14 protein-coding genes and 1 pseudogene are annotated in these 17,741 nt (G+C 73.1%); 3 read left to right on the top strand and 12 right to left on the bottom strand.

Going from position 1 to position 17,741, the window contains the following annotated elements:
- The first annotated feature begins 90 nt into the window (after positions 1-90).
- Positions 91-432 carry a PadR family transcriptional regulator gene (locus O7605_RS15660; RefSeq protein WP_269739874.1) on the top strand — a complete coding sequence of 114 codons (342 nt, stop codon included), beginning with the start codon at positions 91-93 and terminating at the stop codon, positions 430-432.
- 2 nt (positions 433-434) lie between these two features.
- On the opposite strand, the gene O7605_RS15655 is transcribed toward O7605_RS15660, so the two are convergent.
- The 10 genes and pseudogenes from O7605_RS15655 to deoC all read right to left on the bottom strand — a co-directional run bounded on the left by O7605_RS15655 (position 435) and on the right by deoC (position 12,205).
- Positions 435-1,106, bottom strand: coding sequence for a permease prefix domain 1-containing protein (locus O7605_RS15655; RefSeq protein WP_269739873.1), 672 nt, complete (start codon positions 1,104-1,106; stop codon positions 435-437).
- Positions 1,107-1,172: 66 nt separating this feature from the next.
- Entirely contained in the window at positions 1,173-3,002 is a 1,830-nt protein-coding gene (cydC, locus tag O7605_RS15650; protein ID WP_332317129.1) for a thiol reductant ABC exporter subunit CydC, read from the bottom strand.
- A 76-nt stretch (positions 3,003-3,078) separates the two neighbouring features.
- Positions 3,079-4,752: a thiol reductant ABC exporter subunit CydD gene (cydD, locus tag O7605_RS15645; RefSeq protein ID WP_269739872.1), complete on the bottom strand. Its 1,674-nt coding sequence runs from the start codon at positions 4,750-4,752 to the stop codon at positions 3,079-3,081.
- Positions 4,749-5,756, bottom strand: coding sequence for a cytochrome d ubiquinol oxidase subunit II (gene cydB, locus O7605_RS15640; protein ID WP_269739871.1), 1,008 nt, complete (start codon positions 5,754-5,756; stop codon positions 4,749-4,751). Before cydB ends, cydD begins: the two co-directional genes overlap by 4 nt.
- A gap of 10 nt (positions 5,757-5,766) precedes the next feature.
- Positions 5,767-7,020 (bottom strand): cytochrome ubiquinol oxidase subunit I, encoded by a 1,254-nt coding sequence (locus O7605_RS15635; RefSeq protein ID WP_269739870.1) that lies wholly within the window; start codon positions 7,018-7,020, stop codon positions 5,767-5,769.
- Between the two features lie 115 nt (positions 7,021-7,135).
- On the bottom strand, positions 7,136-8,041 hold the full coding sequence (locus O7605_RS15630; protein ID WP_269739869.1) for a M56 family metallopeptidase: 906 nt from the start codon (positions 8,039-8,041) through the stop codon (positions 7,136-7,138).
- A gap of 175 nt (positions 8,042-8,216) precedes the next feature.
- Positions 8,217-8,630: pseudogene (locus tag O7605_RS15625) on the bottom strand (BlaI/MecI/CopY family transcriptional regulator); the annotation flags it as partial.
- Positions 8,631-8,992: 362 nt separating this feature from the next.
- Positions 8,993-9,817 carry an aldehyde dehydrogenase family protein gene (locus O7605_RS15620; RefSeq protein ID WP_269739868.1) on the bottom strand — a complete coding sequence of 275 codons (825 nt, stop codon included), beginning with the start codon at positions 9,815-9,817 and terminating at the stop codon, positions 8,993-8,995.
- On the bottom strand, positions 9,810-11,240 hold the full coding sequence (locus O7605_RS15615; RefSeq protein WP_269739867.1) for an aldehyde dehydrogenase family protein: 1,431 nt from the start codon (positions 11,238-11,240) through the stop codon (positions 9,810-9,812). The genes O7605_RS15620 and O7605_RS15615 overlap by 8 nt, the downstream gene beginning before the upstream one ends.
- Positions 11,241-11,245: 5 nt before the next feature.
- Positions 11,246-12,205 carry a deoxyribose-phosphate aldolase gene (deoC, locus tag O7605_RS15610; RefSeq protein ID WP_269739866.1) on the bottom strand — a complete coding sequence of 320 codons (960 nt, stop codon included), beginning with the start codon at positions 12,203-12,205 and terminating at the stop codon, positions 11,246-11,248.
- A gap of 134 nt (positions 12,206-12,339) precedes the next feature.
- Here deoC and upp point away from each other — a divergent pair, with 134 nt between their 5' ends.
- Both upp and O7605_RS15600 read left to right on the top strand, forming a co-directional pair.
- The gene (upp, locus tag O7605_RS15605) at positions 12,340-12,972 is read left to right on the top strand and encodes a uracil phosphoribosyltransferase (protein ID WP_164446152.1); all 633 of its coding nucleotides are present in this window, start codon (positions 12,340-12,342) and stop codon (positions 12,970-12,972) included.
- Positions 12,973-13,025: 53 nt separating this feature from the next.
- Positions 13,026-13,715: a GOLPH3/VPS74 family protein gene (locus O7605_RS15600; protein WP_269739865.1), complete on the top strand. Its 690-nt coding sequence runs from the start codon at positions 13,026-13,028 to the stop codon at positions 13,713-13,715.
- Positions 13,716-13,766: 51 nt separating this feature from the next.
- Here the strand turns inward: O7605_RS15600 and O7605_RS15595 are convergent, their stop codons facing one another.
- Positions 13,767-15,455: a phospho-sugar mutase gene (locus O7605_RS15595; protein ID WP_269739864.1), complete on the bottom strand. Its 1,689-nt coding sequence runs from the start codon at positions 15,453-15,455 to the stop codon at positions 13,767-13,769.
- Between the two features lie 48 nt (positions 15,456-15,503).
- A complete protein-coding gene (locus O7605_RS15590) occupies positions 15,504-17,633 on the bottom strand; it encodes a serine/threonine-protein kinase (protein ID WP_269739863.1) in 2,130 nt (709 codons plus the stop codon).
- Positions 17,634-17,741: the final 108 nt, after the last annotated feature.

The raw sequence follows: 17,741 nt of genomic DNA, 5'->3' as shown, positions 1-17,741 counted from the left end.
TCTGGGCACATACCCTAGTTGGCTGCGCTCGGTAACCGCTGGCCGCACCCCGGTGGCTCGCCACCCCGATAACAAGTAGCGTGTCTACGCATGAACGCCCAGGCGCTGCATGGACACCTCGACGCCCTGCTGCTGGCCGTGCTGGAACGGGGCGCCCTGCACGGTTACGCCATCATCGAGGCACTGCGGGCGCGCAGCGACGGTCGCCTCGACCTGCCCACCGGCACCGTCTATCCGGCGCTGCGACGACTGGAGCGGGCCGGCCACGTGGTCAGCGCGTGGGACACCGTGAACGGGCGGGAGCGGCGTACCTACGAGCTGACCGACACCGGCCGGCGGGCGCTGACCGACCAGCGTTCCGGCTGGCGTGAGTTCAGTGCCACCGTCGGCCGATTCCTGGACCCGGGCACCACCCCCACCACGGCGGGCTGACGTCAACGGGTGGCCAGCAGCCAGGTGCGGGCGGCGCTGCCCAGCCACACATGGGCGGCGGCGCCGGCGATCATTCCGATGATCATCGGTGGCCAGCTCAGGGCCGCGTCCCACAGCAGGATCGACCAGGAGAACAGCCCGGCCCCGGCCACGGCGCCCAGCAGGGCGGCGCCGGTCAGCGCGACACCGGCGCCGCGCGCCAGCGCGGTCAGTGCCGGACGCGCCGAGCGGCCGGTGGCCGCGACCAGCGCCAGCCCGGCCAGACCGAACAGGAACGCCCCGGCCCAGATCCACTCCACCGACTGTGACAACAGCAGGTAGGCCGAGGGCGGTGGGGGGCCGCTGCTCCAACTCGATCCGTGCCAGGTCAGATCCCCGGCGATCGAGCCGGTCGCGGCGAAGGCGACCATTCGCAGCGACAGCCCGCGCAGTGCGGCCAACGCGAGTTCGGCCTGGTAGGCCGGGGCCAGCTGATCCGGCGTACCGAAGTCGGCGACCGCCCGTCGCGACGCCTCACCCGCCGGCAGGCCACTGTCCCGGTACGCCTCGGCGGCGTCGAGCAGCCCGTGCCGGGCCTCGGTCATCAGGTCGGCCCGTAGCCGGCGTGGCCCACGGAGCCGACCGGCGAGCTGCCGCAGGTGCTCCTCGACCAACATCTCGTCCCGGGCCGACATGGCCCCAACCCTGCCATGCCAGCCCGTGTTCCGGCCTCGGGGAAATCCCGGAGGCGGCCCGACGGATCAACCCGACAGAGCGAGGTATCCGTGCTCGGCGGCCTGCTGCAACACCCACTGGTCCCGGTACCACCCCGGGGTCACCAGGAGCGCCGTGTGCCGGCCCCGCTGCACGACCCGGCCGGCGTCCAGCACCACGATCTCGTCGAGTTCGGCGAGACCGCTGAGCCGGTGGGTGATCAGCAGTACCGAGTGCCCGGCGGGAGTCGCGGCCAACGTGCTGGCCAGCACCTGGTCGGCGGCGACCGGGTCGAGACCCTCCGTGGGTTCGTCGAGTACCAGTACGCCGGGCGCGGCCAGCAGGGCGCGAGCCAGCGCGAGCCGCTGACGTTGACCACCGGAGAGCTGTCCGCCCTCCTCGCCGACCACGGTGTCCCAGCCGTCCGGCTGAGCCCGGACCCAGTCCGACAGCCCGGCGGCGGTGGCGGCGGTGAGCAGCGCGTCCTCGTCCGCGCCCGGCCGACCGAGAAGCATGTTGTCCCGCACGGTGGCGTGGAAGACGTACGCCTCGGCGAGCAGTCCGCCGACCAGGCGAGGCAGCTCCTGGGACGGGTGAGCCGCCACGTCCCGCCCGTCCAGAGTGACCCGGCCGGCGGTGGGGGACACCGCGCCGGTCAGGACGGCGGCCAGGGTGCTCTTGCCCGCCCCACTCGGACCGACGACCGCGACCCGGCGGCCGGGTGGCAGCTCCAGGTCGAAGCCGTCGAGCGCGGCGGGAGCCCCGATCCGGTAGCGAACCGTCACCCGGTCGAACCGGACCGACGGCGTCGGCTCGAACGACCGCCCGCCAGCGGGCGTGCCGGACGGCCCGGTCACGCTCGTCTCGGCGGTCTCGGCGGTCTCGGCGGTCCCGACAGGGCCGGCGTCGTCGGGTACCAGGAGGTGGGCGACCCGGGCCAGTCCGGCCCGCAGCCCGGTCCATTGCCGGGCCGCGCCGACCAGCGCCAGGGCGATCTCCACGGCGGCCAGTGTGCCGACGGCCAGGACGCCGACCAGCACCCCGTCCACGCCGGCGCCGAGGGCCACGTACACCACCGCACCGGCGGTGAGGCCGGCCACCAGCACGCCGGCCGCGTCGACGGCGAAGCCGAGCGCGGCGAGCCGCCGCTCCAGCCGTGCCAGTCGGCGGGCCCGTCGCCCGGCGGTCGCCAGCGCGTCCGAGGTCGCGCCGAAGGCGGCCAGGTCGGCGGCGCCGTGGGTGAGATCGACCGCGTCGGTGGCGAGCGCTCCGCGCAGTGGAGCCACCTCGGCAGCGGCCCGTCGGGTCAGTGCGGTCGCCAGCGCCGGCAGGGCGACGGCGGCCACCAGCAGCCCGGCGGCGAGCGCGAGCGCGGCCGGCGGCGAGACCAGCGCGGCCAGCCCGACAGCCAGTACGCTCACCAGCCCGGCCGCTGCGGCCGGCACGACCACCCGTAGCAGCAGGTCCTGTACCGCCTCCACGTCGGAGACCAGCCGACTCAGCGCGTCCCCACTGCGGGGCGGGTTGCCGCGCCGGATCGCCAGGGTGTCGAACACCCCGGCCCGGACATCGGTGACCAGGCGTAACACCGCGTCATGCCCGGCCAGTCGTTCGGTGTAACGCAGCACTCCGCGGCTCACCGCCAGCGCCCGCACCGCCACGATCGCCACGGTGAGCCGGTCCAGCGGGGGTTGACCGGCGGCGGTCATCAGCAGCCAGGTGGCGGTCGCCATCAGGGCCAGCCCGGCGAACTCGGTCGCCGCAGCGAGCAGCCCGGCACCGACCAGGCGCTTCAGGTACGGCCGGGCCAGCCGCAGCACGATCAGTTCGGGCAGGGGCCCACCGATCCCGATGATTCGCTCGCTGCGCTCGCTCATCGCGCCACCTCGCTTCGCTCGGCGTCACGATGAGGCACCACCGCACCGATCCCGATGATTCGCTCGCTGCGCTCGCTCATGGGTGTTCCCCGGCCGGTATCGGGGTCAGCTCGGTGACCCGGCCGTCCTCGACCCGCAGGATGCGGTCGACGTCGGTCAGCAGGGCGGGCCGGTGGGCCACCAGGAGCGCGGTGCGGCCGGCGACCAGTTCGCGGGTGGCCGACAGCACGGCCGCCTCGGCGGCGGCGTCGAGGCGTGCGGTCGGCTCGTCGAGCAGCACCACCGGGGCGTCCCGCAGGAACGCCCGGGCCAGCGCCACCCGTTGCCGCTGCCCGCTGGACAGGCCGTGCCCCCGCTCGCCGAGCGGGGTGTCCAGTCCGTCGGGCAGGGCGGCGACCACCTCGTCCAGCGCGGCGACGTGGACCGCGGCGGCGAGGGCGGCAGGGGTGGCGTCGGGGGTGCCGAGCCGGATGTTGTCGGCCAGCGACGCCGCGAAGAGGTGGGCCCGCTGCGGCACCCACGCCACCTGTCGCCGCCAGCCGTCGAGGTCGGCGTCGGCCAGGTCGACCCCGCCGACGGTGACCCGACCGCCGGTCGGACGGACGAAGCCGAGCAGCAGGTTGAGCAGGGTGCTCTTGCCGGCGCCGCTCGGTCCGATGATCGCGATACGTTCGCCGGGCCGGATGGTCAGCGTCACGTCCCGCAGCGCCGTGGTGCGCTCGTACGCCACCGTCACCGATTCGAAGCGGATCTCGGCGCGCCCGTCCGGTCGCGTGCCCACCCGACCCGCCGACGCCCGGGGTGCCGAGCCGGAGAGGGTGAGCGCCTCGTCCAGCGCGGTGAGCCCTTCCATGCTGGCGTGGAACCGGCTGCCGGCCGCCCGCAGCGGCAGGTACGCCTCCGGGGTCAGCAGCAGCACCAGCAGTGCGGTCTGCAGCGCCAGACCACCGCCGAGCAGGCGGATGCCGACGGGGACGGCGACCAGCGCCACCGACAGGGTGGCCACGAGTTCGAGCACCAACGCGGAGAGGAAGGCGATCCGCAGCGTCTTCATGGTGGCGATCCGGTGACCGTCGGCCATCCGTCGTACCGCGTCGGTCTGCGCCCGGGCCCGGCCGAACGCGCGCAGCGTGGGCAGCCCGCCCACCATGTCCAGGAAGTGGCCGCCGAGCAGCGACAGCCGTCGCCACTGCCGCTCGGTGGCGGCCTGCGCCTGCCACCCGAGCAGCGCCCCGAAGATCGGGATGAGCGGCAGCGTCAGCGCGATGATCACTGCCGAGCTCCAGTCGGCGAGGAACACCCGACCCAGCACCGCGACCGGCACGGTGACGCTCAGCACGAGCTGTGGCAGATAACCGGTGAAGTAGGCGTCGAGCGCGTCCAGCCCCCGACCGGCGAGAGTGGCCAGTTGTCCGGCCCGCTGGCCGGCGACCCAACCGGGGCCGTGCCGGGCGACCGCGCCCAGCAGGTCGGCCCGCAGCGCCGCCTTGACCGTGGCGGCCACCCGTGCGGACACCGCGCCCTGCGCCCAGACCACGAGCGAGCGGGCCGCGACGGCGGCCACGAAACCGCCGAGCGCGGCCCGGTCCAGGCGCCCGGTGAAGGCATCGGCCAGCAGCACAGCCAGGGCGGTGGCCTGCGCCACGACGAGCCCGGCGGCCAGCACGCCGAGCAGCGTGAGCAGGGCGAGGTCGCGTCGGGCCGCAGGAACCCGGCGCAGCAGCCGCGGGTCGAAGGGGCGACGGTTCACCAGTACACCGGTGCCCTACCGTCGGTTCGTCCTCGGAAAATCCACACGCACATCGCCTGGAAGCCTAGTAGGGCCGGCAGGAGCGGTACCGTCAGCCAGCCCAGCAGCCGCAGGGTCGGCCCGCTGGCGGCCGCGTCGGTGACCGTCAGTGAGGCGCCCGGTTCGACGGTCGAGACCAGCACGTACGGCCAGAGGGTCGCCCCGACCAGCAGCACCGGCAGTGCCAGCGCCGTCGCGGTGGCCGCGAAGGCCACGCCCGGTCGTTGCCGTCGGAGCGCCGCCCGCGCCGCCAGCAGAGCCACCACCAGCAACACCACCAGCAGTACGCCGACCGCGGGGCGCTGCGCGGCGGCGCGTACCCGGTCGGAGAACGCACCGACGACGGCGGCCGTGCCGACCGCGACGGTCGCGGTGAGGAGCAGACGGCGGGCCAACGGCCGGAGCCGCTCGCCCTCGACGGCGGGTGACCTGAGCGTGAGAAAGGTCGCTCCGTGTGCCACCACCAGCGCCACCAGGGCCAACCCGGTGGCGGCGGCGAACGGGGTGAACAGGTGTGTCACCCCGGCCACGTGTCCGTCGGGCCGCAGCGGTACGCCCTGGAGCAGTCCGGCGAGCACCACGCCCCAGCCGAGCGCCGCGAGCAGGCTACCGACCACGATCACTCGATCCCACGCGGTGCGGGCCCTTCCGCTGCCCGGACGGCTGCGTAGTTGCACCCCGGCGGTCACCAGGATCACCCCGACGAGCGCGGCGGCCACCGCCGGGTAGCTGCCGGCGAGCAGTTCCCCCTCCAGTAGCGGGAACGCGCCGAACAGGATGCCGGCGGCGGCCACCAGCCACACCTCGTTACCGAGGAAGAAGGGCCCGACCGCGTTGAGCGCGGCGCGGCGGCGGGACGCGTCGGTGCCACCGGCGAGCAGCAGGCCGACGCCGTAGTCGTAGCCGGCGAGCACCAGGTAGCCGGCGAAGAAGAGGCCGAGCAGGGCGTACCAGGCGAGTTCCATCTCCGGCTCCTCAGGCGAACGCGGGTTCGGGGCGGGAATCGTCGGCGGGCGGTTGGGCCGGCGGGCGGCCGAGCGCCGGATCGGCGGCACCCCGGGCGGCGTGCCGGGCGAGCAGCACCCAGTTGGTGACAGCGAGGGTGCCGAGCAGCAGGGTGAAGCCGACCAGCGAGGTCGCCATCAGCCAAGGGCTGACCGGCGAGACCGCCTGGTCCACCGGCAGCAGCCCGTACGCCACCCAGGGATGGCGGCCGACCTCGCGGGCGATCCAGCCGAGGATCAGTGCGATGAACGGCAGGGGCAGGGCGAGCATCAGCAGCCAGAGCGGGAACCGGAGGCGGATGATCCAGTCCCGCCAGAGCAGTGGGACGAGCAGCCAGAGCAGGCCGAGGGCGAAACCGATGAGGATCATGAAGCCGAGGCCGACGTTGGACAGCGCCGGCGGCAGGTAGTCGCCCGGGCCGAACCTGGCGGTCCAGTCGGCGATCAGCGCGTCGGCTTCGGGGTTACCTCCGAACTTGGTGGGCTGTACCCCACCCACCGGCCCGAACTGGGCGAAGCCGAACCCCTGCACGAGAGTGATCGACAGTGCGGCGGTGACCAGCCCGATCCGCAGCGAGGTGCGGAACAGCGCGTGGTCGGTGGTGCGCCGGTCGAGGTGCCACGCGCTGACCGCCGCCATCAGCAGCCCGCCGGTCAGCAGGGCCGCCGACACCACGTGCCCGAGCGCCATCCCCAGGGCCGGGTTGGTCAGCAACGCCGGGAAGTCGGTCAGGTGGGCGACCCCGTCGCGTACCTCGTAACCGACCGGGTTCTGCAACCAGGAGTTGGCCACCATGATCCAGAAAGCCGAGACGTACGCGGTGATCGCGACCCCGTAGAGCAGCGCGAGATGCGCGCCACGGCGCAGCCGGTGCCAGCCGAAGATCCACATGCCGAGGAAGGTCGACTCCAGGAAGAAGGCGGCCAGGGTCTCGATGGCCAGCGGGGCGCCGAAGACGTTGCCGACGTAGCGGGACAGTCCGCTCCAGTTCAGCCCGAACTGGAACTCCATCACGATGCCCGTGGCGATGCCGAGCACGTAGTTGATCACATAGAGCTGGCCCCAGAATCGGGTCAGCCGCTCCCACCTGGGGTTGCCGGTCACTACCCAGGCGGTCTGCATCCCGACGAGCAGGGTGACCAGGCCGAGTGTGACGGCCACGAAGAGGAAGTGGACCGAGGCGGTCATGGCGAACTGCAGGCGGGCGAGGAGCAGGGTGTCCATGGCGGCTCTTCCGGGACGGGGGTCGATGCAGCATAGGGAGCCTACATGTAGAGAACCTACGTATGGGTCGGTGGCGAGAGCGGAACCGGCATGATCAGGGTTAGTTCAGGGTCCGTCAGCTGAGGAAGAGTGCGACCGGCAGGGCGGCCACGGTCACCGCCACGGCCAGCGCGGTGCCGCCGAGCAGTCGGGGCGGGCGGGCGGTGACCAGCAACCGCTGCACCCGTACGTCCAGGTCCCGGTCGCCCATGCCGAGCGCGCCGGCCGGCGTGATCCGGTTCCCGGCGGCGGCGAACCGGCGCAGCGCGCCGGCCAGCGGGGCCTCGGCGTGCAGCTCGCGGGCCTTGTCGTCGGCGCGCATCTCGACCAGCAGGGAAACCCGCTCGTGCGCCTCGCGGACCCAGCGGAACCAGGGCAACGCGCGACAGAGAGCGGTGAACGGCAGCAGCACCAGGTCGTGCCGCTCCTGCGCGTGCGCCCGCTCGTGGGTCAGTACCGCCGCCAACTCGGCCCGGTCGAGCAGGCTGAGCGTGCCGGCACTCACCACCACCCGTGGCTTCACCCCCGGGAGGCAGTACGCCGCCGCACCCGGGTGGTCGAGCACCAGTGCGCCGGGCACGGTCGGGTCCCGTCGGGCGACCAGGGTGAGCAGGTCCCGGTGCCGGCGTTGGGCGCGCACCGTGCCGTGGATGCTGCGTACCGTCGTGGTCAGCAGGACCGCCCCGATGCCGAGACCGACACCGACCAGACCCAGGTGCACGGCACCGAGGCCGGCCGGCAGGGTGCCGTGCCGAAGATCGCCGACCAGCGCCAGCAGGGCGCTGCCGGTGCCCCGCTGGTACGGGGCGAGACCCAGCGCGATCGGCAGACCCATCGCGGAGAGACCGACCCCCAGGCCGATCGCCTGCCAGCACAGGATCGCCACCCGAGGGCTGCGCCACGTCCACGTGGAGCGGGCCAGCACCTGGGCGATCAGCCAGCAGGCCACCATCGAGGCGGCGAAGTGCAGGGTGTGCGCCACTGCGTCGCCCCTACCGCTCCACGGCCTTGTCGGCCAGGTCGGGGCGGGACGCCCCGTCGGCCGACGGCGAGTCGACCCGACCGGTCAGGCCGCGTCCGGGGCCGTCCACCGCCTGCCCTGGCACATCGCCTGTCGTCCGGTGCTGCCCGGGTACCTCGTCTGTCGTCGGGGTCCGCTCCGGTGCGTCACCGGCCGGCCGGACCTGCCCGGGAGCATCGGCCGTCAGTCCGGCCTCCGTCGTGAGCGCGGCGCGCAGCACGTCAGCCTCGGTGCCGGTGACCGAGCGGGCGAACCGGACCAGCGCCGCGTCCCGGCTACCGCCCAGGTCGAGCGCGTCGAGCATGAGCTGGGCGATGTATGCCTCCCGGCTGGCCGCGGCGCGGTACCGCCACGCCCGACCCTCCCGCTCGCGCTGCACCATGCCCTTGCCGGCCAGCCGGTCCAGCACCGTCATCACGGTGGTGTACGCCAACTCGCGTCCGTCCAACGCGTCGGCCACCTCACGCACGGTGACCCCATCCGACGTGCCGGGCACCGCGTCCCAAAGCACGTCCATCACCGCACGCTCAAGATCCCCCAGCCGAGTCACCCCCCAATCCTACCCCCCGTAGTAGACCCACCCCCACCCACGCCCACCCCACATCCGCCGCGACAACTTCGCAGATAGTGCTGCTTCGTCACCCCTCGACCCAGCAGTTTCCGGGAAGTTGTCCGGATCTTGAGCGGCCACCCAGGGCGACAGGCAACAGAGGGCGTAACGGGAAGGGGCGAGAGGACGGAGCGGGGAGGCGGCCGAGCGGGGACCTGACGCTGGGCAGCACCCCGGAAGCCGTGACCCACGGACGGTCCGTGCGCACGTCAGGGTTTCCGGGGAGCCCCGCCCGCGCAGGGATCAAGCCTGACCGCCCGGAGCGGGCGGGGCTCCCCGGAAACCCCCAGAGCGAGGAGAGTTCACACCCCCTTGGGATGCCAGACCGTCTTCGTCTCCAGCAGCGCCGTCATCCGGCCGAGCCCCGGATCCGCCGACCAGTCGTGACCGTCCGCTGCCGGCCGGAGCACCCGCTTGAGGTTCTCCGCCGCCTTGACCTCCAGGTCGGCCGCCAGCTCCGCGTCGGTCACGCCGGTCAGGTCGAGGGCGTTGACGTCCATGTGCGCGGCCAGCGTGGGCACGGTCTCGGACCACCGGCCGGTGAGCATGTTGACCACCCCACCGGGCAGGTCGGAGGTGGCCAGCACCTCGGCCAGGGTCACCGCGGCCAGTGGCGCCGTCGGTGAGGCGGCCACCACCACCGTGTTGCCGGTGACGATCGCCGGGGCGATCACGCTGACCAGCCCGAGCAGGGCCGGTGTCTCGGGGGCGACCACCGCCACCACACCCGTCGGCTCGGGCGCCGACAGGTTGAAGTACGGCCCGGCGACCGGGTTCGCGCCCCCGTACACCTGCGGGAGCTTGTCCGACCAGCCGGCGTACCAGACCCAGCGGTCGGTGGCCGCGTCCACCTCGTCGCCCGGCACGCCGAGCGCGACGAACTGCTCGCGCCGGCCCTCCAGCATCTCGGCGACCCGGTAGAGGATCTGACCCCGGTTGTACGCGGTCGCCCCGGCCCAGCCCTTCACCGCCGCGCGGGCGGCCACCACGGCGTCCCGCGCGTCCTTGCGCGAGGCCAGCGACACGTTGGAGTCCTGCACGAGATACGACCGTCCCGACTCGCTACGCGGGAACTTCCCGCCGATGAAGAGCTTGTACGTCTTGCGTACCGCGACCCGCTCAGACATTGAGGTACGCCTCCAGCCCGTGCCGGCCGCCCTCGCGACCGTAGCCCGACTCCTTGTAGCCGCCGAACGGCGAGGTCGGGTCGAACTTGTTGAACGTGTTGGCCCACACCACCCCGGCGCGCAGCCGGTCGGCCATCCACAGGATCCGGGAGCCCTTCTCGGTCCAGATCCCCGCCGACAGCCCGTACGGCGTGTTGTTGGCCTTCTCCACGGCCTCGGCCGGGGTGCGGAAGGTCAGTACGGACAGCACCGGGCCGAAGATCTCCTCGCGGGCGATCCGGTGTGCCTGGGTGACCCCGGTGAAGATGGTCGGCGCGAACCAGAAGCCCCGCTCGGGCAGTTCGCACGGCGGTGACCACTGCTGCGCGCCCTCGGCGGTGCCGGCCTCGGTCAGCTCCCGGATGCGGGAGAGTTGGGCGGCCGAGTTGATGGCACCGATGTCGGTGTTCTTGTCCAGCGGGTCACCGAGGCGCAGTCGGGCCATCCGCCGCTTGAGCGACTCCAGCACCTGCTCGGCGACGGATTCCTGAATCAGCAGCCGGGAGCCGGCGCAGCAGACGTGCCCCTGGTTGAAGAAGATGCCGTTGACGATGCCCTCGACCGCCTGGTCGACCGGGGCGTCGTCGAACACGATGTTGGCGGCCTTGCCGCCGAGTTCCAGGGTGAGCTTCTTGCGGCTGCCGGCGACCGCGCGGGCGATGGCCCGGCCGACGTCGGTGGAGCCGGTGAAGGCGACCTTGTCCACGTCGGCGTGCTCGACCAGCGCCCGGCCGGTCTCGCCGGCGCCGGTCACGATGTTGACCACACCGGCCGGCAGGTCGGCCTGCTGGCAGATCTCGGCGAACAGCAAGGCGGTGAGCGGGGTGGTCTCGGCCGGCTTCAGCACCACCGTGTTGCCGGCGGCCAGCGCCGGGGCGATCTTCCAGGCCAGCATCAGCAGCGGGAAGTTCCACGGGATGACCTGCGCCGCCACCCCGAGCGGCTGCGGGTCGGACCCGAAGCCAGCGTGCGGCAGCTTGTCGGCCCAGCCGGCGTAGTAGAAGAAGTGCGCGGCGACCAGCGGCAGGTCGACGTCCCGGGATTCCCTGATCGGCTTGCCGTTGTCGAGCGACTCCAGCACGGCGAGTTCGCGCGAGCGTTCCTGGATGATGCGCGCGATGCGGAACAGGTACTTGGCCCGGTCCCGGCCCGGCATCGGACCCCAGACCTTCTCGTACGCCTTGCGGGCCGCCCGGACCGCCCGGTCCACGTCCTGCGCGCCGCCCTCGGCGATCTCGGCCAGCACCTCCTCCGAGGCCGGGTTGATCGACTTGAAGCTGGACCCGTCGGCCGGGTCGACGAACTTCCCGTCGATGAAGAGCCCGTACGACGGCTTGAGGTCCACCACCGAGCGCGACTCGGGTGCGGGTGCGTATTCGAACATCGCGGTCAGTCCAGGGTGAAGTAGTCGGGGCCGGCGTAGACGCCGGTGGTCAGCTTGGTGCGCTGCATCAGCAGGTCGTTGAGGAGGCTGGAGGCGCCGAAGCGGAACCAGTCCGGGTGCAGCCAGTCCGGGCCGACGGTCTCGTTGACCATGACCAGGTACTTGATCGCGTCCTTGGTGGTCTTGATGCCACCGGCCGGCTTCACGCCGACCTGCCGCCCGGTGGCGGCTCGGAAGTCGCGTACCGCCTCCAGCATCACCAGGGTCACCGGCAGCGTGGCGGCGACCGGCACCTTGCCGGTGGAGGTCTTGATGAAGTCGGCGCCCGCGAGCATCGCCAGCCAGGAGGCGCGGCGCACGTTGTCGTAGGTGGCCAGCTCGCCGGTCTCCAGGATCACCTTGAGGTGGGCGTCCCCGCTGGCCTGCTTGGTGGCGACGATCTCGTCGTACACCTCGGCGTAGCGGCCGGCCAGGAAGGCGCCCCGGTTGATCACCATGTCGATCTCGTCGGCGCCGGCCTCGACGGCGGCGCGGGTGTCGGCGAGCTTGATCTCCAGCGGCGCCTGGCCGGACGGGAAGGACGTGGCCACGCTGGCCAGATGCACCGCAGATCCGCGCAGCACCTCGGCCACGTACGGGACCATCGCCGGGTAGACGCAGACCGCGCCGACGTGCGGGCAGGACGGGTCGGCCGGGTCGGGCCGCAGCGCCTTCGCGGCGAGCGCCCGTACCTTGCCGGGGGTGTCCGCGCCCTCGAGCGTGGTCAGGTCGACCATCCGGATGGCGAGGTCGATCGCCTCGGCCTTGGCGGTGGTCTTGATGGATCGGGTGCCGAGTTGGGCTGCCCGCTGCTCCGCGCCGACCTGGTCCACGCCCGGTAGGCCGTGCAGGAAGGTCCGCAGAGCGGTCTCGGATCGTCCCAGCTCGGAGAGGTCCGAGCGGGCCGACGTCGCTGTCGCCGTCATGCCCCGAAGTCTACGCAGGTTGACGCCGCGTGATCTTGGTCACTGGGTTCGCCGGAGCGCGCGCGGGTGAGCGAGGTCGCTGGTCGCGGCCGGGGCCCGCGCGTCGGTATCCGGGACGGGTAGGTTGAGCGATCGTGGACGTACTCGTCATTGACCATCCGCTCGCCCAGTCCCGGCTGACCGCCATGCGGGACGAGCGCACCGATTCCTCTACGTTCCGGGCGGCGCTGCACGAACTCACCACCATGCTGGTGTACGAGGCCGCGCGCTCCTTCCCGGTGGAGACCTACCCGGTGCAGACGCCGGTGACCGCCACCGAGGGCACCCGGCTGGCCAACCCGCCGCTGCTGGTGCCGGTGCTGCGGGCGGGTCTCGGCATGGCCGACGCCGCGCTGGGGCTGCTGCCCGAGTCCTCGATGGGCTTCGTCGGGCTGGCCCGTGACGAGGAGACCTTCGAGCCGCGCGCCTACATGGAGTCCCTGCCCCGGGACCTCGCCGGCCTGCCGGTGCTGGTCCTCGACCCGATGCTGGCCACCGGTGGGTCCCTGGAGCACTGCTGCCGGCTGCTGGCCGAGCGGGGCTGCACCGACATCACGGTGCTCTGCGTGCTCGCCGCGCCGGCCGGCATCCAGCGGTTGGAGCGTTCCGGGCTGCCGCTGCGCCTGGTCACCGCCGCCATCGACGACGGTCTCAACGACAGCATGTTCATCGTGCCGGGCCTCGGTGACGCCGGTGACCGGCAGTTCGGCGGCATGCCCCGCTTCTGACGCCCGGCGGTTTGTGGTGCGGGTGGTGCCGGCACCGGCTACCGTCTCGGGCCATGACTGGTGTGCCGCTCGCCGAGGAACTGCTCCTGCTCGCCTATGACGACGAAACGGGTAAGGCGACCCTGCCGCGGATCAGCCTCGACCTGGGGATGGCCGCCGCCGTGCTCATCGAGCTGGCCCTGGCCGGGCGGATCGCGTACACCGACGGGGCCCTGACCGCGGTGGATCCGACGCCCACCGGCGAGCCGGTCACCGACGCGGTGCTGGCCAAGATCGTGGCCGACACGCCGCACAGCCCCTCCTCCTGGGTGCAGCGGTTGCGGCACGGCCTGCGCGACCGGATTCTCGGCGACCTCTGCGAGCAGGGCGTCGTCCGGGACGTCGACGAGACCGAGCTGGGCTTCATCCACGTGCACCGCTACCCGGTGGTGGACCCGACGGTGGAGGAGGAGACCCGGCAGCGGCTCGCCGTGGTGCTCACCGGCGCCGCTCCGGACGAGCGCACCGCCGCACTCGCGACCCTGGTCGCCGTGCTCCGGATGGAGTCCGCCCTCGGCGTCACCGGCGAGGACGCCGACGCCGCCCGCCGCCGGCTCGAGGAGATCGCCAGCGGCGCCGGCTTCTCCGGCGAGGTCAACCTGGAAGACTCCGTGATCCGCCCCTCGGTAGCCCTCGTGGTCGCTGCCCTAGGCCGCGCCGTCGAACACGCCCTCGGCCCCCGCCGCCCGCACGAATCAGGTTGATCATGAGGTTAGCGGCATCCGTCGAGATCGACTTCGCCGCTAACCTCATGATCAACCTGGCATGCCGAGGGCGTGGGCGGTTTCGGTGCGGAGGGTGGTGATGGCGGCGGTCGCGCGGGTGCGGGCTGCCGCCAGGTCGCCGTGGGTGGGGGGTTCCACCACTTCCAGGTACGCCTTGAGCTTCGGTTCGGTGCCGGAGGGGCGGATCACCACCCGGGCCGCCGCGGTACGCAGGATCACCACGTCGGCGTCGGGGAGCAGGTCCTGGGTCTCGGTGACCGGCTGGCCGAGCAGGGTGGTCGGGGTGGTGGCGCGGATCCGGGCCATCGCGTCGACGATCAGGCGCAGGTCGTCGACGCGTACCGAGAGCTGGTCGGTCAGATGCACGCCGAACTCGACGGCCAACTCGTCCAGCCGGTCGGTGAGCGTCCGGCCCTCCGCCTTGAGGCCGGCGGCCAACTCGGCCACGGTCAGCGCGGCGGTGATGCCGTCCTTGTCGCGTACGTGGTCCGGGGCGACGCAGTAGCCGAGCGCCTCCTCGTAGCCGAAGACCAGTGGCTCGCTGCCGTCACCGGCCCGGACGATCCACTTGAACCCGGTGAGCGTCTCCCCGTACGGCAGCCCGCGCGCCGCGCACATCGCCCGCAGCAGTGACGACGAGACGATCGTGGTGGCGTACCGGCCGGTGACCCCGCGTCGCATCAGGTGATCGGCGAGCAGTACGCCCACCTCGTCCCCGCGCAGCATCCGCCAACCCGGTCCGTCGGGCCCGCCGGCAGCGTCCCGGACCACGACGGCACAGCGGTCGGCGTCCGGATCGTTGGCGATGGCCAGGTCGGCGTCGGTGCGCTCGGCGAGCGCGACCAGCCGGTCCACCGCGCCCGGCTCCTCCGGGTTGGGAAAGCTGACGGTGGGGAAGTCCGGGTCCGGCTCGGCCTGGTCGGGCACCACCCCGGGCGTCGGAAAGCCGGCGGCGGCGAAGGCGGCGGTGAGCACCGCCGCACCGACACCGTGCAGCGGGGTGTACGCCACGGTCAGCTCCCGGGGCCCGCCCGGGGAGACGACACCGACCGCCCGCGCCACGTACGCGGCGACCAGGTCGTCACCGAGCACCTGACCGGCGGGGCCGAGCGGCACCTGCGCCAGCGGACCGACCGCGCGGATGGCGGCCTCGATACCGGCGTCGGCCGGCGGCACGATCTGCGCACCGGCACCCAGCTCTCCGCCCAGCTCGGCACCGAGGTACACCTTGTAGCCGTTGTCCTGCGGCGGGTTGTGGCTGGCGGTCACCATCACCCCGGCCACCGCCGACAGGTGCCGCACCGCGTAGGCGAGCACCGGGGTCGGCAGCGGGCGGGGCAGCAACAGGGCCGGGCGGCCCGCCCCGGTGGCCACCTGGGCGGTGCGCTCGGCGAACTCGCGGGAGCCGCGCCGGGCGTCGTACCCGATCACCAGCGGGCCGGTGCCGCCCTGGGCGGCGAGCCAGGCGACCAGGCCGGCGGCGGCCTGGGTGACCACCGCGAGGTTCATCCCGTTGGGGCCGGCCCGCAGCGGCCCGCGCAGCCCGGCCGTGCCGAAGGTGAGCGGCCCGGCGAACCGGTCGGCCAGCTCCGGCGCACTGCCCGGCAGTTGGTCGAGCACCGCCCGCAGCTCCGCCCGGCCGGCCGGATCGGGGTCGTCGGCGAGCCAGCGTTCGGCCCGCTCGCGGATCGTGTCGAGGTCAGTGGTCTCCGCCGCCATGGCCTCTTGATAGCACGGCGGCGGATCTCCCCGGGCGGCTGCCCTGACTCAGCCGGCCGCCGTGAGCTGGAACGACTTGAGCATCGCCGCGTAGATCGGCTTGCTCTCCTCGAAGCGCGCGTCGGTCGAGGTGAGGTAGAACGAGTAGAGCCGGCCGTCGTGGGCCACCCCGTGCCAGATGCCGTGCCGCATCTCGGCACCCTCGCCGCAGGTGTACTCGAACTCGGCCGAGGGCTTGCCGGCCAGTTCCTTCTCCGCCATGGCCACCTGGGTGTACGGCTTGGCGCACGAGGCCGACCGGGTCTTCAGGCCGTTCTCGGCGACCTGTGCCCAGCGGACCGAGGTGCCGCTCCACTTCTCGTTGAGGATGCGTACCCGACGGCCGCTGTCCTCGGGGTCGGTGTAGTCGATGTAGACCCCACCGGCGGGCGCGGCCCGTTTCCAGCCCTTGGGCACCAGCATCTGCACCCCGCGTGCCGAGTGCTCCTGCATCTCGATGCCGGGGCCCTCGTCCGCCGAGGTGGACGGCTCGGCGACCGGCGTGGTGGGTGTCTCGTCGCCGCCGCTGGCGAAGGCCACGATGCCGATCAGCAGCAGTACCGCGAGGCCACCGGCCGCGGCCAGCTGCACCTTGCGGGGCCAGCCCTGCACGGTGTCGACCACCCGGGTGCCGGCGGCCTTCGCCCGGTCGACCGGGCTGCTGCCGCCGCCGGCGGCAGCCGGCGCGCCGTACGGCTGGTGGGGCGCGGCCGGCCACTGCGCGGCACCGTAGGCGCCGACCTGCTGCGTCGCGTCGGGCTGCGGGCCGTAGCCACCGACCCGCTGGGTCGCCTCGGGCTGCGCGCCGTAGCCACCGAGCTGCTGGGTGGCGTCGGGCGCGGCGCCGTAGCCGCCGATCCGCTGGGTCGCGTCGGGCTGGCCGCCGTAGCCGAAGACCTCCGGCCCGACCCGCTGGGTGCTGTCCGAGCCGATCCGCTGGGTCGCGTCGGCACCGCCGTAGGTGCGGCCGGCGGGCGGGGACATGGCCGTACCCCGTTGCGCGGGACGGGCCAGGGCGTCGGCGCTGGTCTCCTCCATCGCCGCGGCGCCGGCCGCGGCGGCCTGGCCGGGGCGCTCGCCCCGACGCAGCGCGGCCAGCCGGTCGGTGAGCGACTCGCCGGGCCCCAGCATCGCCCGGCCGCCGATCTGCCCGGACGGGGTCGGCTTGGCCGGGGCGGCCGGCGCGCTGATCGGCGCGGGCTGCGGCACCGGCATCACGGAGTACTGGTCGGTCATCGAGTTGACCCCGGCGGCGCTGCTGCTCAGCGGACCGGCCAGCAGCTCGCGCAGCATGGCGCGGGCGGTGTGCACGTCGAGTCGGCGGGCCGGGACCTTCTCCAGCAGACCCATCAGCACCCTGGTCAACGGGCCGCTGCGCTGGGGCGGCGCGGGCGGGTCCTCGACCACGGCGTGCATGGTCTCGATCGGGTCGCCCCGGTCGAAGGGCGGCCGGCCCTCCACGGCGGTGTAGAGCGTCACGCCGAGGGAGAACAGGTCGCTGGGTGGGCCGAACTCCTGCCCCATGGCCCGCTCGGGCGAGATGAAGTGCGGTGAGCCCAGCACCATGCCCGGGGTGGTGAGCTGCACGTCGGTGGGCATCCGGGCGACGCCGAAGTCGGTGAGCACGCAACGGCCGTCCGAGCAGATCAGCACGTTGGCGGGCTTGACGTCGCGGTGCAGCACGCCGATCGCGTGGGCCACCTCGAGCGCGCCGAGCAGGGCGATCCCGATCTTGGCGACGACCCGCTGGGCGATCGGCCCGTCCTCGATCACCATGTCGGCGAGGCTGCGGGCGTCCAGCAGCTCCATCACGATCCACGGCCGGCCGGCCTCGGTGACCACGTCGTACACCTGCACCACCGCCGGGTGCGCGATGGCGGCTGCGGCACGGGCCTCGCGCAGGGTGCGTTCGTACATCGCGTCGCGGTCGCTCGGCGCCAGGCCGGGTGGGAGGACGACCTCCTTGACCGCCACGTCACGGCGCAGCAGCGTGTCTGTGGCCCGCCAGACCGTACCCATGCCACCGTTGCCCACCGCCGAGCGCAGCGAGTACCGGTCGCCGATGACGGTGCCGGGTGTCGCGCGTCCGTTGGTGGGAGTGCTGACTGGTCCGCCGCTCCACGTCGGGATCTGAGTCACAGAAAAGCCACCGGGGGAAGTCGAGAGGGCTGGGACACAACCCCCCTATCTTGCTGGTTCAGGCGCCCGATGCGAAAGCCGGCGCGGCGGACGTTTCCACTACTCGAC

Source organism: Verrucosispora sp. WMMA2121 (assembly GCF_027460185.1).
Taxonomy (GTDB): domain Bacteria; phylum Actinomycetota; class Actinomycetes; order Mycobacteriales; family Micromonosporaceae; genus Micromonospora; species Micromonospora palythoicola.
The sequence above is the reverse complement of the archived record's forward strand: the minus strand, read 5'-3'. Positions and strand labels throughout refer to the sequence as shown.